Source organism: Sutcliffiella rhizosphaerae, assembly GCF_917563925.1.
Taxonomy (GTDB): Bacteria; Bacillota; Bacilli; order Bacillales; family Bacillaceae_I; genus Sutcliffiella_A; species Sutcliffiella_A rhizosphaerae.
In genome coordinates, this window is the sequence record NZ_CAKJTJ010000029.1 from 14,209 (window position 1) to 37,580 (window position 23,372).

The 23,372-nt window shown below is 39.6% G+C and carries 21 protein-coding genes and 4 tRNA genes; 24 read left to right on the forward strand and 1 reads right to left on the reverse strand.

Annotation, left to right across the window (positions count from 1 at the left end):
* Positions 1-206 precede the first annotated feature (206 nt).
* From mnmE to LRP81_RS18320, 7 genes are all read left to right on the forward strand, one after another.
* Positions 207-1,595 carry a tRNA uridine-5-carboxymethylaminomethyl(34) synthesis GTPase MnmE gene (gene mnmE / locus LRP81_RS18290; protein ID WP_230503821.1) on the forward strand — a complete coding sequence of 463 codons (1,389 nt, stop codon included), beginning with the start codon at positions 207-209 and terminating at the stop codon, positions 1,593-1,595.
* Positions 1,596-1,612: 17 nt separating this feature from the next.
* Positions 1,613-3,502 (forward strand): tRNA uridine-5-carboxymethylaminomethyl(34) synthesis enzyme MnmG, encoded by a 1,890-nt coding sequence (gene mnmG, locus LRP81_RS18295; protein WP_230503824.1) that lies wholly within the window; start codon positions 1,613-1,615, stop codon positions 3,500-3,502.
* 27 nt (positions 3,503-3,529) lie between these two features.
* Positions 3,530-4,246, forward strand: a complete 717-nt coding sequence (gene rsmG, locus LRP81_RS18300) for a 16S rRNA (guanine(527)-N(7))-methyltransferase RsmG (RefSeq protein WP_230503826.1) — start codon at positions 3,530-3,532, stop codon at positions 4,244-4,246.
* A 134-nt stretch (positions 4,247-4,380) separates the two neighbouring features.
* Positions 4,381-5,226 (forward strand): nucleoid occlusion protein, encoded by an 846-nt coding sequence (noc, locus tag LRP81_RS18305; RefSeq protein ID WP_230503828.1) that lies wholly within the window; start codon positions 4,381-4,383, stop codon positions 5,224-5,226.
* Between the two features lie 609 nt (positions 5,227-5,835).
* Complete coding sequence (locus LRP81_RS18310) at positions 5,836-6,597, forward strand: ParA family protein (protein WP_230503830.1); 762 nt, start codon at positions 5,836-5,838, stop codon at positions 6,595-6,597.
* Positions 6,590-7,441, forward strand: coding sequence for a ParB/RepB/Spo0J family partition protein (locus LRP81_RS18315; protein WP_230503832.1), 852 nt, complete (start codon positions 6,590-6,592; stop codon positions 7,439-7,441). Before LRP81_RS18310 ends, LRP81_RS18315 begins: the two co-directional genes overlap by 8 nt.
* 64 nt (positions 7,442-7,505) lie before the next feature.
* Positions 7,506-8,213, forward strand: a complete 708-nt coding sequence (locus tag LRP81_RS18320) for a DUF554 domain-containing protein (RefSeq protein WP_230503834.1) — start codon at positions 7,506-7,508, stop codon at positions 8,211-8,213.
* 106 nt (positions 8,214-8,319) lie between these two features.
* Here LRP81_RS18320 and yyaC read toward each other — a convergent pair whose 3' ends face one another.
* Positions 8,320-8,955, reverse strand: coding sequence for a spore protease YyaC (yyaC, locus tag LRP81_RS18325; RefSeq protein ID WP_230503836.1), 636 nt, complete (start codon positions 8,953-8,955; stop codon positions 8,320-8,322).
* A 125-nt stretch (positions 8,956-9,080) separates the two neighbouring features.
* On the opposite strand from yyaC, the gene LRP81_RS18330 reads away from it, so the two are divergent.
* The 17 genes from LRP81_RS18330 to LRP81_RS18410 all read left to right on the forward strand — a co-directional run bounded on the left by LRP81_RS18330 (position 9,081) and on the right by LRP81_RS18410 (position 23,355).
* Complete coding sequence (locus LRP81_RS18330) at positions 9,081-10,097, forward strand: YkvI family membrane protein (protein WP_230503838.1); 1,017 nt, start codon at positions 9,081-9,083, stop codon at positions 10,095-10,097.
* Positions 10,098-10,270: 173 nt separating this feature from the next.
* Complete coding sequence (locus tag LRP81_RS18335) at positions 10,271-10,468, forward strand: DUF951 domain-containing protein (RefSeq protein ID WP_230503840.1); 198 nt, start codon at positions 10,271-10,273, stop codon at positions 10,466-10,468.
* Positions 10,469-10,838: 370 nt separating this feature from the next.
* A complete protein-coding gene (locus LRP81_RS18340) occupies positions 10,839-11,207 on the forward strand; it encodes a DUF3221 domain-containing protein (RefSeq protein WP_230503842.1) in 369 nt (122 codons plus the stop codon).
* 101 nt (positions 11,208-11,308) lie between these two features.
* A complete protein-coding gene (ychF, locus tag LRP81_RS18345) occupies positions 11,309-12,409 on the forward strand; it encodes a redox-regulated ATPase YchF (RefSeq protein ID WP_230503844.1) in 1,101 nt (366 codons plus the stop codon).
* A 117-nt stretch (positions 12,410-12,526) separates the two neighbouring features.
* On the forward strand, positions 12,527-12,814 hold the full coding sequence (rpsF, locus tag LRP81_RS18350) for a 30S ribosomal protein S6 (protein WP_230503846.1): 288 nt from the start codon (positions 12,527-12,529) through the stop codon (positions 12,812-12,814).
* Between the two features lie 58 nt (positions 12,815-12,872).
* Positions 12,873-13,385 carry a single-stranded DNA-binding protein gene (gene ssb, locus LRP81_RS18355; RefSeq protein WP_230503848.1) on the forward strand — a complete coding sequence of 171 codons (513 nt, stop codon included), beginning with the start codon at positions 12,873-12,875 and terminating at the stop codon, positions 13,383-13,385.
* 52 nt (positions 13,386-13,437) lie between these two features.
* A complete protein-coding gene (gene rpsR, locus LRP81_RS18360) occupies positions 13,438-13,677 on the forward strand; it encodes a 30S ribosomal protein S18 (RefSeq protein WP_230503850.1) in 240 nt (79 codons plus the stop codon).
* A 164-nt stretch (positions 13,678-13,841) separates the two neighbouring features.
* The gene (locus LRP81_RS18365) at positions 13,842-14,780 is read left to right on the forward strand and encodes a YybS family protein (protein WP_230503852.1); all 939 of its coding nucleotides are present in this window, start codon (positions 13,842-13,844) and stop codon (positions 14,778-14,780) included.
* Between the two features lie 89 nt (positions 14,781-14,869).
* A complete protein-coding gene (locus LRP81_RS18370) occupies positions 14,870-16,840 on the forward strand; it encodes a DHH family phosphoesterase (protein ID WP_230503854.1) in 1,971 nt (656 codons plus the stop codon).
* Entirely contained in the window at positions 16,837-17,286 is a 450-nt protein-coding gene (rplI, locus tag LRP81_RS18375) for a 50S ribosomal protein L9 (protein WP_230503856.1), read from the forward strand. The genes LRP81_RS18370 and rplI overlap by 4 nt, the downstream gene beginning before the upstream one ends.
* Positions 17,287-17,474: 188 nt before the next feature.
* Complete coding sequence (gene dnaB / locus LRP81_RS18380; protein WP_230503858.1) at positions 17,475-18,830, forward strand: replicative DNA helicase; 1,356 nt, start codon at positions 17,475-17,477, stop codon at positions 18,828-18,830.
* A gap of 353 nt (positions 18,831-19,183) precedes the next feature.
* Positions 19,184-20,476: an adenylosuccinate synthase gene (locus tag LRP81_RS18385; RefSeq protein WP_230503860.1), complete on the forward strand. Its 1,293-nt coding sequence runs from the start codon at positions 19,184-19,186 to the stop codon at positions 20,474-20,476.
* 447 nt (positions 20,477-20,923) lie between these two features.
* A tRNA-Lys gene (locus LRP81_RS18390) sits at positions 20,924-20,999 on the forward strand.
* 6 nt (positions 21,000-21,005) lie between these two features.
* A tRNA-Glu gene (locus LRP81_RS18395) sits at positions 21,006-21,080 on the forward strand.
* A 19-nt stretch (positions 21,081-21,099) separates the two neighbouring features.
* Positions 21,100-21,175, forward strand: a tRNA-Asp gene (locus LRP81_RS18400).
* Positions 21,176-21,194: 19 nt separating this feature from the next.
* Positions 21,195-21,267, forward strand: a tRNA-Phe gene (locus LRP81_RS18405).
* Between the two features lie 606 nt (positions 21,268-21,873).
* Positions 21,874-23,355, forward strand: coding sequence for a M23 family metallopeptidase (locus LRP81_RS18410; protein ID WP_230503862.1), 1,482 nt, complete (start codon positions 21,874-21,876; stop codon positions 23,353-23,355).
* Positions 23,356-23,372 lie beyond the last annotated feature (17 nt).

The following is a 23,372-nucleotide window of genomic DNA, read 5'->3' on the forward strand; positions in this document are numbered from 1 at the left end:
GCGTTTATTGTTATTCACATGTGGATAAGTTAGAATAATAAGTAGCGAGTGGATGGTTCGGGAAATTTTTGTGGATAAGTGTCGAGCGGCTGTACTTTAAAAGAAAGAGAAATTATGCTAACCTTAATAAGTTAAAAGACAACAAAAAATCGGGCAAGTAGCCTTTCATAGAGAAACATAAACAAGGAAGAAAAGAGGTGAATGACATGTATGAGTTTGATACAATTGCAGCTATCTCCACACCTATGGGGGAAGGGGCTATTGCAATAGTCAGATTAAGCGGGAATGATGCTTTTCGAATCATTGATGAAATATTTCAGAACCCATCCTCCAAACAGATGAGCGATGTTGCATCTCATACCATTCACTACGGGCATATCGTAGATCCTAAAACGGATAAAATAATAGAAGAAGTAATGGTCTCTGTCATGAGGGGCCCTAAAACATTTACTAGAGAAGATGTAGTCGAGATTAACTGTCATGGTGGCCTTGTATCTGTCAATAAACTCTTGCAGCTTGTTCTGAGCAGAGGGGCCAGATTAGCAGAGCCAGGAGAATTTACGAAACGGGCCTTTTTAAATGGGCGGATAGATCTTTCCCAGGCCGAAGCGGTGATGGATTTAATTCGTGCCAAGACGGATCGTGCCATGAATGTCGCGTTAGGGCAAATGGAAGGTCGCTTATCCAAACTGATTCAAAAGCTTAGACAGGAAATACTAGAAACACTTGCCCATGTCGAAGTGAATATCGATTACCCAGAATACGATGATGTAGAGGAAATGACGCATCAGCTTTTGCTGGAAAAATCAATTTATGTAAAAGAAGAACTGATGAAGCTGTTACAAACCTCCCAACAGGGTAAAATATTAAGAGAAGGCCTTTCCACTGTTATAATTGGCAGACCAAATGTCGGAAAGTCATCCTTATTAAACAGTCTTGTCCATGAAAATAAAGCGATTGTGACAGATATTCCAGGTACTACCCGTGATGTTATTGAAGAATATGTGAATGTAAGAGGAGTACCACTTCGTCTTGTAGATACTGCCGGTATTCGTGAAACAGAAGATATAGTAGAGCGCATCGGTGTCGAAAAATCCCGTGAAGTGTTGAAAAAAGCGGATTTAATTTTACTTGTGTTAAATCATAACGATGAACTTACCTATGAGGATAAGCAGTTGTTTGAAGCAGTAAAAGGCATGGATGTTATCGTCATCGTTAATAAGACAGATTTACCAGGATTAATTGATATGGAAGAAGTAAAGAGAGTAGCTTTAAATCACACGATCATTTCCACTTCTTTAAAAGAGGAAGAAGGAATCGACGAATTGGAAGAAGCCATTTCCTCTATGTTTTTCCAAGGGAACTTAGAAGCAGGTGACTTAACCTATGTATCTAACTCCCGTCATATTGCACTAATTACCCAGGCCCAACAGACTCTTGAAGATGCAGTGGAAGGAATGGAAAGCGGTGTACCGATTGATATCGTCCAAATTGATTTAACGAGAACGTGGGAAATTCTTGGTGAAATTATTGGAGATTCCGTACATGAAAGCTTAATCGATCAACTGTTTTCCCAATTTTGTTTAGGTAAATAGAATAGGAGGGAACAAACATGGAATATCATGCAGGTTCCTATGATGTAATAGTAATTGGTGCTGGTCATGCAGGTGTGGAATCTGGACTGGCAGCAGCTCGACAAGGAGCAAAGACGTTAATGGTAACCATCAATTTAGATATGGTTGCCTTTATGCCATGTAATCCATCTGTTGGCGGTCCAGCAAAAGGGATTGTTGTCCGCGAAATAGACGCACTCGGTGGAGAAATGGGACGTAATATTGATAAAACGCACATCCAAATGCGTATGTTAAATACTGGTAAAGGACCGGCTGTTCGAGCTTTACGTGCGCAAGCAGACAAATTCTTATATCAGCATGAAATGAAAAAAACAATCGAAGAAGAAGAAAATATTACCCTATTGCAAGGAATGGTAGAAAAACTTATCGTTGAAGACGGCGTATGTAAAGGAGTTATTACCCAGACTGGTGCTATTTACGAAGCTAAGACCGTCGTCATTACAACGGGTACATTCCTACGTGGGGAAATTATTTTAGGAGAGCTTCAATACTCTAGTGGTCCGAATAACCAACAGCCATCCATTACTCTCTCGGAACATTTGGAAGAATTAGGATTTGACTTGGTTCGCTTCAAAACGGGAACTCCACCTCGAGTTAGTAGTGCATCCATTGACTATAGTAAAACCGAAATACAACCTGGAGATGACGTGCCACGTGCCTTCTCTTATGAAACGACAGAGTATATTACCGACCAGCTTCCTTGCTGGTTAACCTATACGAGCGCAGAGACCCATCAACTTATTGATGATAATCTCCATCGTTCACCAATGTATTCGGGTATGATCAAAGGAACGGGACCAAGATATTGCCCATCCATTGAAGATAAAGTAGTCAGATTCAATGACAAGCCAAGACATCAAATTTTCTTAGAGCCAGAAGGAAGAAATACCCAAGAAGTATACGTACAAGGGCTTTCCACTAGCTTACCAGAAGAGGTTCAGCGCAAAATTCTCTCCACTATTCCAGGACTGGAAAATGTTCGCATGATGCGCGCAGGCTATGCGATAGAGTATGATGCCATTATTCCAACTCAATTATGGCCAACACTTGAAACAAAAAAGGTGCACAACCTTTATACTGCCGGGCAAATAAACGGTACCTCTGGATACGAAGAAGCGGCTGGCCAAGGGATCATGGCAGGTATTAATGCCGGGAGACGTGCCCTCGGGAAGGAAGAAGTAATCCTTAGTCGCTCTGATGCGTACATTGGAGTGTTAATTGATGATTTGGTCACAAAAGGAACAAATGAACCTTATCGTCTTTTAACATCACGTGCAGAATACCGCTTATTGCTTCGTCATGACAACGCGGACCTCCGTCTAACGAAGATCGGTAATGAAATTGGACTAATTTCACCTGAGCGCTTTGAAAGATTTGAGCAGAAGAGACAATTAATTGAAGAGGAGAAAGAACGCCTTCAATCGATTATCATAAAACCAAGTGAATACGTTCAATCCATTATTAAAGAAGCGGGCGGAAGCGAGTTAAAAGATGGCATTAGAGCTTCTGACTTATTAAAACGAACAGAAATGACCTATGATCATATTCGTCTAGTAGCACCTGCCGAGAAAGAAATTCCGTCAGATGTTGCAGAACAAGTGGAAATTCAAACGAAATACGAAGGATATATTCAAAAATCCTTACAACAAGTGGATCGTTTGAAGAAAATGGAAAATAAAAAAATTCCTGAAAACATTGATTATGATGATATACACGGCCTTGCTAATGAAGCGAGACAGAAACTGAAAGAAGTGAGACCTTTATCTGTTGCCCAGGCGTCGAGGATTTCAGGTGTAAACCCTGCGGATGTATCCATTCTCCTTGTCTATTTGGAACAAGGTAGAATAGCAAGAGTATCCAACGAATAAACACAAAGATAGGAAGGATACAAACAGATGAATAAACAACAATTTATATCTATGTTAGAGGAGAAGGGGATTACCCTCTCTCCTCAACAACTTTCTCAATTTGATACATATTACAGGTTGCTGGTAGAATGGAATGAAAAAATGAACCTTACTGCCATTACAGATGAAGAAGAGGTTTATCTCAAACATTTCTACGATTCCATTACCGCATCCTTTTATGTCGATTTTACTAAAGAACAAAGATTATGTGATGTCGGAGCAGGGGCTGGTTTTCCAAGCATCCCTTTAAAAATATGTTTTCCAAATCTTCATGTGACAATTGTAGATTCGTTGAATAAACGAATTACATTCCTTGAACATTTAGCCAATGAATTAGGTCTTCAACATGTTCGCTTTGTTCATGATAGAGCAGAAACATTTGGAAAAAAGCCAGAATACCGTGAAAAATTTGATCTTGTCACCGCAAGAGCCGTTGCCCGTTTATCCGTATTAAGTGAGCTTTGTCTACCGCTTGTGAAAGAAGGTGGGCAATTTATCCCGATGAAAGCTGCAGCAGCAAGTGAAGAGCTTGAAAAAGGGAAAAAAGCACTGCAGATATTAGGCGGAAAGTTGGAAAAGGTACATTCTTTTTCCTTACCGATCGAAGAAAGTGAAAGAAATATTTTGATTATCCAAAAAACAAAGCAAACACCGAAGAAATATCCTCGTAAACCAGGTACACCAAACAAACAACCTTTAGAATAGTTATGTACGAGCTTATAAGCTCCAATAAGAAAGATGTTTCACATGAAACATTTTTAATGGCAAAACAGGACTTATTAACTTGAAGAACGAATTAGTTAATAGGGATTCTATCCATAAGGTGGTGGAACGTAAAGATGAAATCTCCTTTCTCTCGTTTTTTTAATATTGGGGAAAAAGAAGAGCAAGAAATAGTAGAAAAGACGGATCATGAAAAAATTATGCAGGTAGCTGTTAAGGATATTGTTCCTAATAGATACCAGCCTAGAACTGTTTTTGTTGATGAAAAAATAGAAGAGTTATCCCTTACCATTCGAACGCATGGTATTATTCAACCGATTGTCGTTCGTGAATATGAAGATGGCATATATGAAATCATTGCCGGTGAACGTCGCTGGCGAGCAGTACAAAAACTTGGCTGGGAGACAATCCCTGCAATCGTAAAAGAATTTAATGATGCCGAGACAGCTTCTGTTGCCCTAATTGAAAACCTTCAACGCGAGGAATTATCCGCAATTGAAGAAGCTATTGCTTATTCAAAGTTATTGGAATTGCATAACCTGACCCAGGAGGCCCTAGCACAAAGACTAGGAAAAGGGCAATCTACGGTAGCTAATAAACTACGTCTTTTAAAACTTCCTTCTGAAATCCAAGATGCATTATTACAGAAGAAAATAACAGAACGCCATGCAAGAGCACTTATCCCTTTAAAACAACAAGAAAAACAAGTGGCCGTTCTAACTGAAATTCTTGAGAAGCAACTAAATGTGAAGCAAACAGAGGATCGGGTTGTGAGAATGCTAGAAAGCGCTACCCCGAAACCAAAGGCAAAACGTAAAGCTTTCAGTAAAGATATGCGTATTGCCATGAATACAATCCGCCAGTCACTGAGCATGGTAAATGATAGCGGTATTAAATTGGATTCAGAAGAAGAAGAAACCGAAGAATATTATCAATTTACTATCCGCATTCCAAAGAAATAAGCAGTTTTTCGAGCCTGGCAGTCGGTTGCCGGGCTTTATTTTATGAGTTAGCGTAAGCAATATGAGATCCTTTTTTGAAAAAGGCGGGTGTGGAAGCTTGATTTGATTTCAGTTTGCATTAGTTTGGGCTAATTGCAGGAGGCATAATTGCGGAATTTTGTCGTTTCGTCGATAAGTAGTGTGTCTTAGTCGATAAAATCATAGGTACCGTCGATATGAGGTCCATTTTCGTCGATATTCATCCAATCACCGTCGAAATTTTGCCTTTTTGGTTGATAAGAGTGAGTGAAACCCTAAAAGTCCCACCCTTATCCTCAAAAATTAGCCTAATGCGGCACATTTTTGATCCGTTTTTCCTCTTTTTAAACAAAAACATTGGCTTGCGGTACCCCGTAAAATAATCAAATTGTTCCTTCTAGCCTACAACAGCCCTTACCCCGTACCCGGCACCTCTCTTATTATTTCCCGAGAAACATTCTTCGACAATTTCCTTCTTATATTATGTCTGCATCTTTTTTATTATCAAAAACAAGTTAACATTCTGTAAATTCATGATAGAATAAGTTTGAAACGAAAAAAGTAAGTTTTTTTCTGAAAGCAGGTGACAGCATGGGCAGAATTATTGCTATTGCTAACCAAAAAGGTGGAGTTGGAAAAACGACTACATCTGTTAATCTCGGTGCTTGTTTAGCTTATATTGGTAAAAAAGTGCTGTTAGTAGATGTCGATCCACAAGGAAATGCCACCAGTGGTGTAGGTATTGAAAAAGCGGAAGTTAATCAGTGTATTTATGATATTTTAGTAGAAGATGTGGAAGCCAAAAAGGCCATCCTCCCTACCAAGGTTGAAAACCTTTCCATCATACCAGCGACGATTCAACTTGCAGGTGCGGAAATTGAATTGGTACCCACTATTTCCAGGGAAGTACGATTAAAAAGAGCATTAGACGATGTCAAACATTTATTTGATTATATAATCATTGATTGTCCACCATCATTAGGACTTCTAACCATCAATGCATTAACTGCCTCCGATGCGGTAGTGATTCCTGTACAGTGTGAATATTATGCGTTAGAAGGACTAAGTCAGCTATTAAATACAGTAAGACTAGTACAAAAGCATTTAAATAAAGATTTAATGATTGATGGCGTTCTCTTGACGATGCTGGACGCTAGAACGAATCTTGGGATACAGGTGATTGAGGAAGTGAAGAAATATTTCCAAGATAAAGTGTATCGAACCATCATTCCTCGCAATGTTCGACTAAGCGAAGCGCCAAGTCATGGCGAACCTATCATCATTTATGATCCAAAGTCAAGAGGAGCGGAAGTTTACTTAGACCTAGCAAAGGAAGTGGTTGTACATGGGTAAAGGATTAGGTAAAGGCATTAATGCTTTATTTCCATCTATTGAAGCTTCCAAGGAAGAAGCCGTCCAAGAAATAAATATTAAGGATATTCGCCCCAACCCTTACCAACCTAGGAAATACTTTGAGGCGGAAGCCATCGAAGAATTAAGGGATTCTATCCTTCAGCATGGTATTCTTCAACCGATTATCGTACGTAAAAGCATTAAAGGGTTTGAAATTGTAGTAGGAGAAAGGCGTTTTCGAGCAGCTAAAGAAGCTAAATTAACGAAAGTGCCAGTAGTTGTCCGGTCTTTAACAGAACAACAAATGATGGAGCTTGCTCTTCTTGAGAACTTGCAGAGAGAAGACCTCACTCCCATTGAAGAAGCTGCTGCCTATCAATCATTAATGACCAAACTTGATTTAACACAGGAGCAGCTGGCAAATAGATTAGGAAAGAGCAGGCCGCATATTGCCAATCATATTCGTTTATTATCGCTTCCAAAATTTGTACAGGAATTGATGAATGACGGTAAGCTTTCTATGGGACATGGACGAGCTCTTTTAGGTCTAAAGGCAAAAGCGAAACTAAAACCCGTCATAGAAAAGGTTTTACAAGATCACTTGAATGTTCGTCAATTAGAGCAATTAATTCAACAGTTGAACGAAAATGTTCCACAAGAAAACAAAAAAGCTCCTATTGAAAAAGACATTTTCTTAAAAGATCAAGAATCATTTCTGAGAGAACGATTTGGCACATCCGTCTTTATCAAGCGCTCCAAAAACAAGGGGAAAATAGAAATAGAGTTCTTTTCAGATGATGATTTAAACAGACTCCTAGAGTTGTTAGCAGAATCGAAAAATTAAAGTAAACATTTGAAAAGCAGACCACCTAAGTGGTTTGTTTTTTTGATAGAAATGGGGCTTGAAATTGGTTTTATGGGGAACCATTATAAATGGAATATGTATCATTATCGGAACATTGATTGGGAAAGTCTTTACAAGAATACCTGATAATACAAAGGAAACGGTGATGAAAATCATTGGCCTTGCCGTTTTCCTTCTCGGAATACAAATGGGCTTTAAGAGCAATGAATTTTTAATTGTTATAATTAGTTTAGTGGTTGGTGCAGTGATAGGTGAGTGGATTAATTTAGATAGAATATTAAATAATATAGGATTTTGGCTGGAAAAAAAACTAGGTTCTAACCATGGATCTGTTTCAAAAGGGTTTGTCACAGCGACGTTAATCTTTGTGATTGGAGCAATGGCAGTGGTCGGTTCATTAGATAGCGGACTTAGAGGCGATCATCAAGTTCTTTTTACCAAATCCATTATTGATGGCTTTACAAGTATTGTGCTGACGACGACTTTAGGAATCGGTGTTATGTTTTCCGCTATCCCTGTCATGCTGTATCAAGGGAGTATTGCCCTATTTGCAACTCAAATTGACCTTTTCGTTCCAGCAGATTTATTAGAGTTATTAATTGCTGAAATCACCGCAACAGGCGGGGTAATGATTATGGCAATTGGTATAAATATGACGGGGATTTCCACTATTAGAGTAGCGAATCTGTTGCCGGGCATACTGGTTGCCGCGTGCCTCGTAGTAATACAATATTTTTTACTTTTTGACTGACCTTCCAGGTTGGTCTTTTTTTGGCATTTTTTAAAAAATATTAAAATAAATGAAGAAAAAGAACACAAGTAGGTGTTGTTAATTTCGTGAAAGTAAAAAAGCATTTTTAATCCTGTGCCTGTATGAATGGTGGTTCTTGATTGTTAGAGGAGGAGGAAAGAATATTTTTCCGCTCCATCAATTTGTCCAATTCTTCAATGGAATACGCAATGACTTTTGCAATTTTCATCACAAGGCTCAACCTTGTATTTTGCAGCACGAAAAATTCCATAAACCCACTTACATTAACAATACCCGTAATATGAATGTCACCAACTGGAGGTAAATCCTTCTTCACTCCAGCTCCAGGCATGACAGGTCCTTCTCCAATAGTAATTTGCCCGACACTTTTCAATCTGCCTAGACATGCATCAATGGCAATAATAAATGGATTTAGATGTTTTTGATTGATAAAGGCAAGCTTTTCTTCGAGGTTTACAGCATGAATAGGTTCATCCAATGTGCCATATACATGAACATGATGTAGTGTTTTATCTTGTAATTTCGTCCCAACGAGTGGACCTAATGAATCTCCGGTAGAACGGTCTGTCCCGATGCAAACAATGACAACTGGTCGAAAAATGAGACTAGTAGGAAGATGGGCATGCAAAGCAAGGGTGAGTTCTTTTTCAGCATTTGCCTCATCGTGAGCAATACGGAGATTACTCCCTCTATTTTCAAAAAAATTAGATTTAAGATTCATAGGTTACACCCCTTCTTAATAGTAGTAACAGTATACGACTATTTATGGGAAACTATACGTTCTGTTTTTGATTTTGAATGTTTTCATCATGACAGATGATTTTTGGAACTTAGGAGGATGCAGGTATGTGGAAAAGCGGGTTTCGCTGGATGTTTTTAATTTTAGGTACGGTCATTGGCGCCGGCTATGCTTCCGGACGTGAGCTTTGGCAATTTTTTGGTGCAGAAAGCGGACTTGCTATCTTGCTTTTTACGCTTTTTTTTATCATTTCCTGCTATGTAATCCTCCAAATTAGTCAATCTGAGAAGGCAGAACACTTTTCTCCTGTACTTTCTAAGCTTGTGGGGAAAAAGGCTTCGAGTTTTTATAACATCATGATGATCATTTATTTATTTACGACAACCATTGTGATGCTTGCTGGCGGCGGGGCTGCGCTACAAGTCTTCTCCATCCCTTATTGGGCAGGGATTATCATCATTTGTACACTGCTAATCTTTTTATTTATGTTTGATATTAAAGGGATGATCTCTGTTAACGCAGTGATTATACCTATCATTGTGCTTGCATTGGGGTTTGTGATGGTTCAAACAGTCCTAGAGCAGCCTGAAGCTATAACTACCTCCATGATGAAACAAAGCAATTGGCCAGCAGGATTTACTTTTACAGCCCTAAACATACTTCCTCTTGTTGCGGTCTTATCAGCGATAGGAAAAGAGGTGAAAGGAAAAGGAGAAATAGTTGTTGCAAGTGTTGGGAGCGGAATGATATTAGGGGTTATTTCTCTCTTTTACAACCAAACCTTACTCTTGGTGCAAAGTAAATTAGCTCTTTTTGAAATTCCATTATTCGCTATAATTCAAAGTTATCCATTTTATATGTTATTCGGTATGACCTTCTTACTATGGCTTGCTATCTATACGACCGCTGCTTCAGGTTTACTGGGATTAGTGACAAGGTTTCGTACTACCTTCCCCATCCCACTATGGACGCTTTCCCTGCTTTTTATTCTGTTGATGGTCCCTTTTACCACAGTTGGCTTTTCCGTCCTTGTAGCCATTCTTTACCCGCTATTCGGATTAATCAATCTCTATTTGCTTGTCTGTATCCTCCTTTATCCAATTAAAAGCCGTCGAATAGAGTAGGTTTATTGCCACATACTTAAACAAAATTGATTTTCTAATGCAATAAAGTAAGCCAGAACAGCCCTTAATTTAAAATTTCCAAATGGAATTATGGTACAAGTACCTATATAATCGTGGTAGGTAGATAAATCGGAGTATAAGGTGGATTCATCGCAAAAGGAGTTGAAAAATAGATGGTAGATAAAGAATTTATGTTAAATGATGTGGTGGAAATGAAAAAAGCACATCCATGCGGCACGAACCGTTGGAAAGTAATTCGGATGGGAATGGATATCCGCATTAAGTGTGAAGGATGCGACCATACGGTATTAATGCCAAGAAAAGAGTTCACTCGTAAAATAAAAAAGATATTGGTAAGGAATGAGGAGTAAAAGCTGTCATCGTGGTGATAGCTTTTTTTATTACACAAATGAGGAGTTGCAAAGTTTTAATATAGAAAATGGAGGACTGAAAATGAGGGGAAAGAAGATTTCAGTCCAGGAAAGGACAAATGCAGGTCTGAAAATGAGGGAAAGGACAATTTCAGTCCCACAGGATGATAGCGAAGGTCTGGGCATCATTTATACATAAGTAATCCGCCAATCAATCAAGGTTTATCACAACAATGTTTGGTGAATCCAACAAGAAAAATTTGTTATTTGTATAATTAAAATAAATACATTCATAATTTTTCCCCCTCATACACACTACCAAATCCTCAAAAATCCGTATTCACCATCACAATACCAGGAGGTGCACCACATGGTTAGGAAATGGTTGATTTTTACGATTTTAGCTATTGCTCTCATTGCATGTAATCAAAAGGATGCATTAAAGAATGCTGGAGGACTCACTAATATGGAAGGAATTATTGTGAAGAAATCCTCATATCAAGGCAACTTACTATTAATTGTCCCGAATATTGTGGAATCAGATATAACAGGATTAGATGAACATGAGCTTTTGTTGCTTGCATCTGAAAAGAAAGGTATCTATTTTTATGTTTCTCAAGAGATTTTTAATAAGTATCAATTGTATGAGAGAGTTTCTGTAGAATATGACCCGAACGGTGATGTGGAAGAATCAGATCCACCTAATAGATCTTATATAAGTATTAAATCTATAGAATAGCCCATTAAATGGTTAGCATTAACGGCTTGTCTTTTCCTGGTATTCTATCTATAATTGTGAAAGGTTTAAATATGTGTTTACGGAAGTTAGGAGTGGATGAAATGGCTTTAACAGCAGGTATCGTTGGTCTTCCAAATGTAGGGAAATCAACGCTTTTTAATGCGATTACACAGGCAGGGGCAGAATCTGCCAACTACCCGTTTTGTACGATAGATCCAAATGTAGGTATTGTAGATGTACCGGATGAGCGTTTGCAAAAGTTAACGGAACTTGTGAATCCGAAGAAGACGGTCCCAACACATTTCGAATTTACGGATATTGCTGGGATTGTAAAAGGAGCTAGTAAAGGGGAAGGGCTAGGAAATAAGTTCTTATCCCATATTCGCCAAGTGGATGCGATTTGTCATGTAGTACGTTGTTTTGCTGATGACAATATTACACACGTTTCTGGCGGAGTTAATCCGATCAATGATATTGAAACGATTAACCTGGAGCTTATTTTAGCTGACTTGGAATCAGTGGACAAGCGTTTAGAGCGAGTAGCTAAGCTTGCGAAACAAAAAGACAAAGAAGCAATGTATGAGCATGAAGTACTTGTAATGGTAAAAGAAGCTCTTGAGAATGAACAGCCTGCACGTACGGTTGAAGTTACGGACGAGCAAGTCAAATACCTTAAAGGGATGCACCTTCTAACAAGTAAGCCAGTCCTTTATGTGGCAAACGTTGGAGAAGACGATGTGGCAGATCCTAGCGATAACGAGTATGTCCAACAGGTTCGTGAATTTGCGGCAAAGGATAATGCGGAAGTTATTACGGTTTGTGCAAAAATTGAATCTGAGATTGTCGAATTAGATGCAGATGAAAAAGCGATGTTCTTGGAGGAGCTTGGTATTCAGGAATCCGGTTTAGACCAGCTTATTCGCGCAGCATATAACTTGCTTGGTCTTGCTACGTATTTCACTGCTGGGGTTCAAGAAGTGCGTGCATGGACATTTAGAACAGGAATGAAAGCACCTCAATGTGCCGGAGTTATTCATACTGATTTTGAGCGTGGGTTTATCCGTGCGGAGACGGTATCTTATGAAGACCTTCTAGCTGGCGGAACGATGACAGCAGCTAAAGAAGCTGGGAAAGTTCGACTGGAAGGAAAAGAATACATTGTAAAAGACGGAGATGTCATTCACTTCCGTTTTAATGTGTAAGGATGTTTGCCAAACGCCCTTAATTCTGATATAATCTAAATTTGTGAGTAATGATTATTTATAATTGATTGCTCCTTGCCCACAAAGGGCCGTTTAGACCAAAAGGAGGTGACTGTGATGAACAAGTACGAAGTTATGTATATCATCCGTCCAAACATTGAGGAAGACGCTAAAAAAGCTCTTGTAGAACGTTTCAACACGATCTTAACTGACAACGGTGCAGATCTTTCTGAAGCAAAAGAGTGGGGCAAACGCCGCTTAGCTTATGAAATCAATGATTTCCGCGACGGTTATTATATGCTTTTGAATGTTGCTGCTGATGCTGCTGCAGTTCAAGAGTTCGATCGTTTAGCTAAAATCAGCGAAGACATTATCCGTCATATCGTTGTTAAAAAAGAAAACTAATAATAAAAAATAAAAGTTGTCCTCTTTATGGACGTCGTCACAGGGAGGAGTGGTTCTGATGTTAAATCGCGTAGTATTGGTCGGCCGTTTGACGAAAGACCCTGAGTTACGCTATACCCCAAGTGGAGTGGCGGTTGCTACATTTACTTTAGCAGTTAACCGTACGTTCCAAAATCAGCAAGGCGAACGCGAAGCTGACTTCATTAACTGTGTGGTTTGGAGAAAGCCTGCTGAAAACGTTGCAAACTTCCTTAATAAAGGAAGCTTAGCTGGTGTGGATGGCAAGCTACAAACACGCAATTATGAAGGCCAAGATGGTAGACGTGTATACGTTACCGAAGTAGTGGCAGAAAGTGTCCAATTCTTAGAGCCTAAAGGTTCAGGTGGTGGCAATAATTCACGCCCTAACAATCAAAATCAAGGCTATGGTTCATCATCTTCGTTTGGGTACGATCAGAACCAACAGCGCAGCAATAATAACAACAACAACCAAGGTTATCGTGTTGATGACGATCCATTTAAGAATGATGGCCAACCTATCGATATTTCAGACGACGATTTGCCGTTCTAACATAGAAGGAATCGTTTTGATAAAAAAATTGTGAAAAAGAGGTGAATTCAAAATGGCAGGTGGACGCAGAGGTGGTCGTAACAAACGCCGTAAGGTTTGTTACTTCACAGCTAACGGTATCACTCACATCGACTACAAAGATGTGGATGTACTAAAAAAATTCGTTTCTGAGCGTGGTAAAATTTTACCTCGTCGTGTAACAGGAACAAGCGCTAAATACCAACGTAAATTAACGATCGCAATCAAACGCGCTCGTCAAATGGCATTACTTCCATACGTATCTGGTGAGTAATGATAATAAAAAAAGGAAGGCAGTGAGAGATGATCTTGCTGCCTTCCTTTTTGCTAAAGCTAGGTTAGCGTAAAGACTGACTTTATTCCTTTTGATTTGATTGTTATGGATCCTAAGGGATAAACTATACATATTGTAAACACATGTTAGTGGAGGTACGGACAGTGAAGGAAACAAAACATATAACAGAAGGCGCGATAATGCTTGGTATTTTCGCCTTACTACTGCTAATGACACTTTTTGTCCCCTTTATCGGAATACTTAGCTTTTTGGCAATGGCTGTTCCTTTTGTTATTTATACCGTCAGGAACGGATGGAAACCAGGTATATGGCTCATCGTATTGGCAGCTATTTTAAGTGTCCTCCTTGGTACCCCAATAGCACTCATGCTTAGTATTCCTGCAAGTACTGTAGGGGTAATAATCGGGTATTGTATTGCAAAAAAGCTGAATCGCTATGCGATATTAGGAGCGGCAACAGGAGTTTATCTGTTAAATTATATCCTCGCATATGTGCTAGTTATTGTAGTGTTTAATATAAATTTTGTGGATTTGCTAGATGAAATGATGCGAGAATCCATGGAAATGTCAGTATCCATTGCCACTGCTTTAGGGCAACAAAATGCTGATGAGGCAATGGAGGCATTTGATAGTGCCTTATCTTTTACTAATTATCTGCTACCATTCTTACTTGTGATGACTGCTTTTGTGCATGCTTTTTTCACTCAATTATTTGCTATCTTTATCGTGAAACGGCTAAGGATAGAAGTAAGTCCCTTTCCGCCATTTCGGGAGATAATGCTACCGAGAAGCTTGCTCTGGTACTTCGTCGCCGTCGTACTTCTATCTTTATCGCAGCCAGCTGAAGGAAGTACGTTGTATATAGTAGTTCTAAACTTAACCTTTGTTTTGAGTTTCTTATTGGCGTTGCAAGGATTTTCATTTGTCTTTTTCTTCTGTTATGAAAAGAAGATTCCAAAAGCACTGCCAATTATGATCTTAATCTTTTCCTTTCTAATCCCGCAATTGCTCTATATAATAAGAATGATAGGAATAGTAGATATTGGCTTTTCTTTAAGAGAAATAATAAAGCGTAAAAAGTAAAAGAAACCTTTCTATTAAGGCTCTTTTCTAAAATTGTTAAATTTTTTTGAATGGAAAAATGCAAATTACTAATTAGGAGCTGAATAATCATGCCTAATTATTTCGAAAAATTAAATCTGCGTTACCCTATCTATTTGCTCTTTGTCATAGCAATCATCCAGCTTGGGGTAATCGTGTATTTCCGATGGCAAATAGGAATTATTAGCTTTCTGCTCCTAGGTTTGGTCGTTTATCTTTACATCAAGGTGGAACAAAAAGCGAAAAAAGAGATGGAAACGTATATATCGACTCTTTCCTACCGGTTGAAAAAGGTGGGCGAAGAAGCATTAATGGAGATGCCAATAGGGATCATGCTGTACAACGATGATTACCAAATCGAGTGGACGAACCCATTTTTAGCTTCTTGCTTTCATGAGGAAACATTAGTAGGCAGATCGTTATACGATGTAGGGGAAAACCTTATTCCTCTATTGAAGCAAGATTTCGAAACAGGTACCATCCCTCTCCATGACCGTAAATATAAAGTAGTCATTAAAAAAGCAGAACGTCTTATTTATTTTTCTGATATTACCGAGCAAACTCAAATCGAGAAATTGTACGAAGATGAGCGCACGGTATTAGGGATTATTTTTCTGGACAATTATGATGAAGTTACGCAAGGAATGGACGATCAAACGAAAAGTGCCATTAACAGTGAAGTAACCTCTATCATTAATAAATGGGCAATGGAAAATGGCGTATTCTTAAAAAGAACATCTACTGAACGATTTATTGTCGTCTTAAATGAACATATATTGGTGCAATTGGAGAAAAGTAAATTCTCCATTCTTGATGTAGTGAGAGAACGGTTATCTAAGCAAAATATCCCTTTGACTTTAAGTGTGGGTATTGGTACAGGTGTTCCGTCCTTACCAGAGCTTGGTCAGCTGTCTCAATCAAGTCTAGACCTAGCCTTAGGTCGTGGTGGTGACCAAGTAGCGATCAAGCAAACAAATGGAAAAGTACGATTCTATGGCGGAAAAACAAATCCGATGGAGAAACGTACACGTGTAAGGGCTCGTGTTATTTCACATGCCTTGAAAGAATTGATTAATGAAAGTGATAAAGTAATCATCATGGGGCATCGTTACCCTGATATGGACGCTTTAGGGGCTGCAATTGGAATTGCAAAGGTAGCAGACTTGAATCAGAAGGACTCTTTTATCGTCTTGAATCAGCAAGAAATCGACGAAGGTATCTACCGATTACTAGATGAGTTAAAAGGACATGAAGAGCTTTGGGAAAAAATCATCTCTCCTGAGGATGCCTTGGAATTATCAACAGCGGATACGCTTTTAGTCGTTGTGGATACGCATAAACCATCCCTGGTAATTGAAGAAAAGCTGTTACATAAAATAGACAATGTGGTAGTCATTGACCATCACCGCCGCGGGGAGGACTTTATTGAGGACCCATTGCTCGTCTATATGGAGCCATATGCTTCCTCGACTGCAGAACTTGTAACAGAGCTATTGCAATATCAGCCTAAACGAATCAAAATCACGATGCTTGAAGCAACTGCCCTACTTGCTGGTATAATAGTGGATACGAAAAGCTTCACAGTTCGTACCGGTTCACGTACATTTGATGCGGCATCGTATTTGCGATCCCAAGGGGCAGACACTATTTTAGTGCAAAAGCTTTTAAAAGAGAATTTAGATCGTTTTGTGAAACGAGCTAAGTTAATTGAGAGTGCCTACTTATATCAAGATGGTATCGTCATTGCCAAAGGTGCGCTGGAAGAGACATTTGACCAGGTAATGATTGCCCAAGCAGCAGATACCTTGCTTGCGATGAGCGACATCAATACATCCTTTGTCATTGCACACCGCAGTGACGATCAGGTAAGCATAAGTGCGAGATCCTTAGGGGATGTCAATGTGCAATTGGTCATGGAAAGTCTCGGTGGTGGTGGACATCTAACCAATGCTGCTACCCAAATGTCTTCTACCATTGATGAGGCGGAAGAACAGTTAAAACAAGCACTCATTGAATACTTAGAAGGAGGTACCAAAGAATGAGGGTAATATTTTTAAAAGATGTTAAAGGTAAAGGAAAAAAAGGCGAAGTGAAAAATGTAGCGGACGGCTATGCCCATAATTTTCTAATCAAACAAGGGTTGGCGATGGAAGCAACAAGTGGTAACCTAAAATCATTGGATGCCCAAAAAAATAAAGAAGCAAAAGAAGCAGAACAAGAGCTAGAAAATGCTAAAAAGCTAAAAGAAACGCTTGAAAAGCTCACACTTGAGTTCCAAACAAAAGCAGGGGAAGGTGGCCGTTTATTCGGATCCATCACCACAAAACAAATTGCCGAAGAGCTTCAAAAGAAGCATAAAATAAAGCTAGATAAGCGCAAGATGGAATTGAACGATGCTATCCGAGCGCTAGGCTACACAAACGTACCAGTAAAACTGCACTCAGACGTTACAGCAACTCTTAAAGTGCATGTAGTTGAACAGAAATAATAATATTTACTAGGAGTACTCGGCTGTTGCCGGGTTTTCTTCATGTAAGAAAAGTGTCGAGCTCAAGCAACTTAGCCCATCAAGGTCATAAGCCAATGCCTCTAGAAGTCCTTCTGGAGGCCTCGTCTTATGCCTGTCGGGTCTGTTAAAGGAGCTTGCGCTTTTCTGTTGGGGGAGGAGGAGCAATGATGAACGATCTTTTTACAGATAGAATACCACCACAAAATATAGAAGCAGAGCAAGCGGTTATCGGGGCAATTTTTCTAGAGCCCTCCGCCCTTACACAAGCAGCTGAGCTAGTCATGCCAGATGACTTCTATCGTGCTGCCCATCAAAAGATATATGACTGTATGCTGAATCTGTCTGATCGCGGAGAACCGGTTGATTTAGTAACCGTCACTTCTGAATTAGCAAACTTAAAACTGTTAGAAGAAGTAGGGGGCGTTTCCTATTTAAGTGATATCGCCGGCTCGGTCCCTACAGCAGCAAACATTGAATATTACGCAAGAATTGTTGAAGAAAAATCCATTCTTCGTCGTTTAATACGAACGGCAACAAACATTGCCCAAGAAGGCTACTCAAGAGAAGACGAAGTGGCAGGGCTATTAAACGAAGCGGAGAAACAAATCCTGGAAGTGTCCCAACGTAAAAACTCTGGTGTTTTCCAAAACATTAAAGACGTGTTAGTGAAGACATACGATAATATTGAAACCCTTCATAATCGTAAAGGAGAAATTACCGGGATTGAAACAGGGTTTAAAGATCTTGACCGCATGACTGCGGGATTCCAACGTAATGATCTCATCATCATTGCAGCCCGTCCCTCGGTAGGTAAAACAGCATTCGCCCTGAACATTGCTCAAAACGTCGCGACAAAGGCACGTGAGAACGTCGCGATCTTCAGTCTCGAGATGGGAGCAGAGCAGCTTGTCATGAGGATGCTGTGTGCAGAAGGTAATATAAACGCACAAAATCTCCGTACTGGTCAGCTGACGGCAGAGGATTGGAGCAAGCTCACGATGGCTATGGGAAGCCTATCGAACGCAGGAATCTATATTGACGATACGCCGGGTATCCGTGTCAGCGAAATTCGCTCCAAATGCCGCCGACTTAAACAAGAAAGTGGCCTCGGTATGATTCTCATTGACTACCTCCAACTAATTCAAGGAAGCGGCCGTGGTGGAGGAGAAAACAGACAACAGGAAGTATCGGAAATTTCCCGTTCCCTAAAAGCTCTAGCAAGGGAGCTTGAAGTTCCTGTTATCGCCCTCTCCCAGCTATCCCGTGGGGTAGAACAACGTCAAGACAAACGTCCTATGATGTCAGATATTCGTGAATCAGGAAGTATCGAGCAGGATGCCGATATCGTAGGCTTCCTTTACCGCGATGATTATTATGACAAGGAATCAGAAAACAAAAATATCATCGAAATCATCTTAGCCAAACAACGTAACGGCCCAGTAGGAACCGTATCTCTAGCTTTTGTAAAAGAGTACAATAAATTCGTCAACCTGGAGCGGCGTTTCGATGACGAATCTGCATAGAAAAGCATCTACACTTTGTAGGTGTTTTTTTGTTGGGTAATTTTTTTGAAAATGGATAGGATTTAGAGTAGGGGGTTTTGGATGAAATAATGTGTACGTTTCATTTGATTTCATTTCTTAGAAAACTACCGCTAAAATACCAAATTCCCTACTATCTTCTCATCAAAATAAAGCTTTTATTTAAGAAACTGTAGGATATTCGGATTATTTACGAACGAATATAAGTAATCATAAAATTAATGTTCGTGTTTTTATTGACTTTCTGATAGTCAGCTGATAAACTTACTTTGGTTAAAAATTGTGGAACATCGCAATTAATTTTAAGTCTACATACTAGTGGAGGTGTACGAACTATGGCATCAGTAGTCGTAGTAGGAACACAATGGGGAGACGAAGGAAAAGGGAAAATTACCGATTTTCTTTCTGAGAATGCAGAGTTTATTGCCCGTTATCAAGGTGGAAACAACGCAGGACACACCATTAAATTTAATGGCGAAACATATAAATTACATCTGATCCCCTCCGGAATCTTTTACAGTGATAAAATTTGTGTTATCGGAAATGGCATGGTCGTTGATCCGAAAGCGCTTGTTACAGAATTAAAATACTTACACGACCGTGGAGTAAGCACAGATAACCTACGCATTTCCAATCGTGCTCACGTTATCTTGCCTTATCATTTAAAGCTTGATCAAGTGGAAGAAGAACGTAAAGGTGACAACAAAATCGGTACGACTAAAAAAGGAATTGGCCCTGCTTACATGGACAAAGCTGCCCGCGTTGGAATCCGTATTGCTGACCTTCTTGATCGTGATACATTCGAAGAAAAGCTTGCACACAACCTAGCGGAGAAAAACCGTCTACTAGAAAGAATGTACGAAACAGAAGGATTCAAGCTTGAAGATATTCTTGATGAGTATTACGAGTACGGCCAACAATTCGCTAAATATGTAACAGATACTTCTGTTGTATTGAACGATGCACTAGACGACGGCCGCCGTGTCCTTTTTGAAGGTGCACAAGGCGTTATGCTTGATATTGACCAAGGTACGTATCCATTCGTTACATCGTCCAACCCAGTTGCTGGTGGCGTAACAATCGGTTCTGGTGTCGGTCCTTCCAAGATTGAACATGTAGTGGGAGTTGCGAAAGCTTATACAACTCGTGTAGGAGATGGCCCATTCCCAACAGAATTACAGAACGAAATTGGTGACCAAATCCGTGAGGTTGGTAGAGAGTACGGTACCACTACAGGACGTCCACGCCGTGTCGGCTGGTTTGACAGCGTCGTTGTTCGTCATGCTCGCCGAGTAAGCGGAATGACAGATCTATCTTTAAACTCTATCGACGTATTGACAGGCATAGAAACATTAAAAATCTGTGTTGCCTACAAATATAAAGGCGAAGTCATGGAAGCATTCCCTGCAAGCCTAAAAGTACTAGCTGAATGTGAACCAGTTTACGAAGAAATGCCAGGCTGGTCAGAAGATATCACAGGTGTTAGAAGCCTTAGTGAGCTTCCAGAAAATGCGCGTCATTACATTGAGCGCGTTTCCCAACTGACAGGTATTCCATTATCTATTTTCTCCGTTGGTCCAGACCGCTCTCAAACGAATGTAGTGCGAAGCGTGTACGCGAAGTTATAAACATTTTGACCCCTTCTCCTTGTTGGGAGGAGGGGGTGATTTTTTGTAATGAAAGAACGGATTGAGGTGCGAAGTTTGTCGGTTTAAGCTCAAAAGTGGTTCAAATAGGGAGCTTTTTTTGAACGAAATGCGGTAATTTTTTGGTATTCGGACAAGGCGGGGCATTATTTGGACATATTGGGGGATTTTTCGGACAAAATGAAAGGTTTTTTGGGACAAACACAAAACCAAACTACCATTTAAAAAATTCTAAAAAAGTAGTTGCATCCCATTAGAACAGTATGATATTATTAAAAACGTCGTCAAAAGAGATTCCTAGATACCTATTTCATAAAGTGCGACATGGTATGTGCCATTGCTCAGTCGGTAGAGCACGACCGAATAAGCATCTTCGAATAATTTTAAACAGCAAAGAAGTTATTAATATCCTTAAGTACCTATTAAAATGTGCCATTAGCTCAGTCGGTAGAGCATCTGACTTTTAATCAGAGGGTCGAAGGTTCGAGTCCTTCATGGCACACCATTTTAAGGCCCATTGGTCAAGCGGTTAAGACACCGCCCTTTCACGGCGGTAACACGGGTTCGAATCCCGTATGGGTCACCATCTATTTTTTACATTATAAGGTCCCGTGGTGTAGCGGTTAACATGCCTGCCTGTCACGCAGGAGATCGCGGGTTCGATCCCCGTCGGGACCGCCATTTTTACATAAGAGTATTAGGCTCGGTAGCTCAGTCGGTAGAGCAATGGACTGAAAATCCATGTGTCGGCGGTTCGATTCCGTCCCGAGCCATCATATGAAAAGCAGGAAGAAAAACGACTAGTTTTCCTTCCTGCTTTTTTATTTTTTCGAGATGAAAATAAAGAAAAGTTACGTGCTTAAGCATCTAATTTTTGAGTCAGCTCATAAAGGAAATACAGGAATAAAAAAGCGAGCCACCCAAAGAGCATATGTAGTAATCCAAACGAGAGGAAAAAATTTTCCCCCTCAATTAATAGCCTCAGTTACCTAATTTTTCTAGATAAAAGGACATCCTCCTACCCAACATCACCAACTTATGCCATTAGCCCCCCAACTAACCATCTAGCATGTCACCCACCTGTAATAAAACAGGATAAAAAACCCACGAATGCCAATGGAGAAAAAAGAAAATAGTGCAAAAAACCCTATGAAAACTGACTAAAAAAAGGAAAAAAACCTATTAATCGCCTAATTGTGACAAAATTAATACAGTTACGTTACATCTTTTGTTCTAGTATTCTATTTAAATACAGACTTATGGTATGGTAATGTAGTCGGAATTATTAATAGGTAACATTAGTCCTAGTTTAGGATGCTGATAGACCTAAATAAAAACTGTTTATGATGAACGGGAAAGAAATCAGGGGGAAATAAACCATGATGAACCGATTAAGGCGTGTTATTAATACATACACCAAAAAGCAATCTTTTAAACATAAATCGACAGATAGTCGCTTATCTGTTTTGGCTAAGAGAGCATTTGTAACGACAGTTGCTGCTTCTGTTATTTCACTTGGTGCCATTGCTGTACAAGCAAGTGAAAACTCTTTGTTAGGTACTATTTATCATGTGTACCTTAATGGGGAACGAGTAGGGGCAGTGGAAGACCAGGATGCTCTAAATAGTGCTGTTGATGCTAAAGTAGAAGACACACAAAAACAATATAAAGACCTAGAATTAACAATAGAAAATCAAATGACAGTGGTAGCTGAAAAAGTTTTCAGACCATCTGCAGATGATAAAGAAACGATTAAGGCTGTTGTTGACCAGCTAGTAGTAAAAGCTAATGCATCTGCGTTAGAGATTAATGGTAAAGAAATTGTATTGCTTAAAGATGAAAAAGAAGCAGAGAAGGTTTTAGAAACGCTTAAGCTTGACTATGTGTCTAAAGAAGACCTTGTCTCACTTGCAGAGCAAGAGGAAAAGCTTCCTGAGCTTAACAAAAATGAATCTCGTATATTAGACGTTAAGATAGAGGAGAAAGTTTCATTTTCTGATAAAAAAGTTGATCCAAGTAATGTAGCTTCCCTTAAAGAGGCAGTGGAACTGATCCAAAAAGGGACAAAAGAAGCGAAGAATTATGAAGTACAAGCTGGAGATTCTTTAGGGACTATTGCTGAAAAACATGACTTGTCTTCTGAAGAGCTGTTAAAGATGAACCCAGACATTGCAATGGATACTTTATTGGAAATTGGAAAAACATTGAGTGTTTCCGCAAAAATCCCGTATCTAAAAGTCATTGTAAAAGAAGAAGCATCCAAAAATGAAGAAGTTGCTTATGAGCAAGAAGTAATAGAAGATGCGGAACTACCTAAAGGGGAAACAAAAATTAAGCAACAAGGTGAGAACGGAGAAAAGAATATCCGTACCATCACAACAAAGGAAAATGGCGTAACAGTAAAAACAGAAATTACGCATGAAGAAACGATTAAAGAGCCTGTAAAGCATATAGTAGTAAAAGGGACAAAGGTTATTGCTTCCCGTGGAAGTGGTTCTCTTGGTTGGCCAGCTGTTGGTGGATATATTTCCAGTAAAATGGGACACAGATGGGGCAAGATGCATAAAGGGATCGATATTGCCAGACCGAGTGACCGTACCATTAAAGCTGCAGATAATGGCGTTGTTGAGTCTGCTGGATGGGATGGCGGCTATGGAAATAAAGTAGTCATCAATCATCAAAATGGGATGAAAACAGTCTATGCACATCTTGATTCCATGAGCGTCTCTGCTGGACAAACTGTAGAACGTGGTTCTAGCCTTGGAGTAATGGGAACGACTGGACAGTCCACAGGTGTTCACCTTCATTTTGAAGTGTATCAAGACGGAGAATTAAAAGATCCATTACAATATTTAAATTAATGAACTCAAAACCTCTA

Coding starts and splice junctions, on each gene's coding strand:
- ychF (WP_230503844.1), top strand. CDS start 11,309: ATGGCTTTAACAGCAGGTATCGTTGGTCTTCCAAATGTAGGGAAATCA.
- LRP81_RS18340 (WP_230503842.1), top strand. CDS start 10,839: ATGGTTAGGAAATGGTTGATTTTTACGATTTTAGCTATTGCTCTCATT.
- LRP81_RS18315 (WP_230503832.1), top strand. CDS start 6,590: ATGGGTAAAGGATTAGGTAAAGGCATTAATGCTTTATTTCCATCTATT.
- mnmE (WP_230503821.1), top strand. CDS start 207: ATGTATGAGTTTGATACAATTGCAGCTATCTCCACACCTATGGGGGAA.
- LRP81_RS18385 (WP_230503860.1), top strand. CDS start 19,184: ATGGCATCAGTAGTCGTAGTAGGAACACAATGGGGAGACGAAGGAAAA.
- noc (WP_230503828.1), top strand. CDS start 4,381: ATGAAATCTCCTTTCTCTCGTTTTTTTAATATTGGGGAAAAAGAAGAG.
- dnaB (WP_230503858.1), top strand. CDS start 17,475: ATGAACGATCTTTTTACAGATAGAATACCACCACAAAATATAGAAGCA.
- yyaC (WP_230503836.1), bottom strand. CDS start 8,955: ATGAATCTTAAATCTAATTTTTTTGAAAATAGAGGGAGTAATCTCCGT.
- rpsF (WP_230503846.1), top strand. CDS start 12,527: ATGAACAAGTACGAAGTTATGTATATCATCCGTCCAAACATTGAGGAA.
- mnmG (WP_230503824.1), top strand. CDS start 1,613: ATGGAATATCATGCAGGTTCCTATGATGTAATAGTAATTGGTGCTGGT.
- LRP81_RS18310 (WP_230503830.1), top strand. CDS start 5,836: ATGGGCAGAATTATTGCTATTGCTAACCAAAAAGGTGGAGTTGGAAAA.
- LRP81_RS18410 (WP_230503862.1), top strand. CDS start 21,874: ATGATGAACCGATTAAGGCGTGTTATTAATACATACACCAAAAAGCAA.
- LRP81_RS18330 (WP_230503838.1), top strand. CDS start 9,081: ATGTGGAAAAGCGGGTTTCGCTGGATGTTTTTAATTTTAGGTACGGTC.
- rsmG (WP_230503826.1), top strand. CDS start 3,530: ATGAATAAACAACAATTTATATCTATGTTAGAGGAGAAGGGGATTACC.
- rplI (WP_230503856.1), top strand. CDS start 16,837: ATGAGGGTAATATTTTTAAAAGATGTTAAAGGTAAAGGAAAAAAAGGC.
- rpsR (WP_230503850.1), top strand. CDS start 13,438: ATGGCAGGTGGACGCAGAGGTGGTCGTAACAAACGCCGTAAGGTTTGT.
- LRP81_RS18370 (WP_230503854.1), top strand. CDS start 14,870: ATGCCTAATTATTTCGAAAAATTAAATCTGCGTTACCCTATCTATTTG.
- LRP81_RS18335 (WP_230503840.1), top strand. CDS start 10,271: ATGGTAGATAAAGAATTTATGTTAAATGATGTGGTGGAAATGAAAAAA.
- ssb (WP_230503848.1), top strand. CDS start 12,873: ATGTTAAATCGCGTAGTATTGGTCGGCCGTTTGACGAAAGACCCTGAG.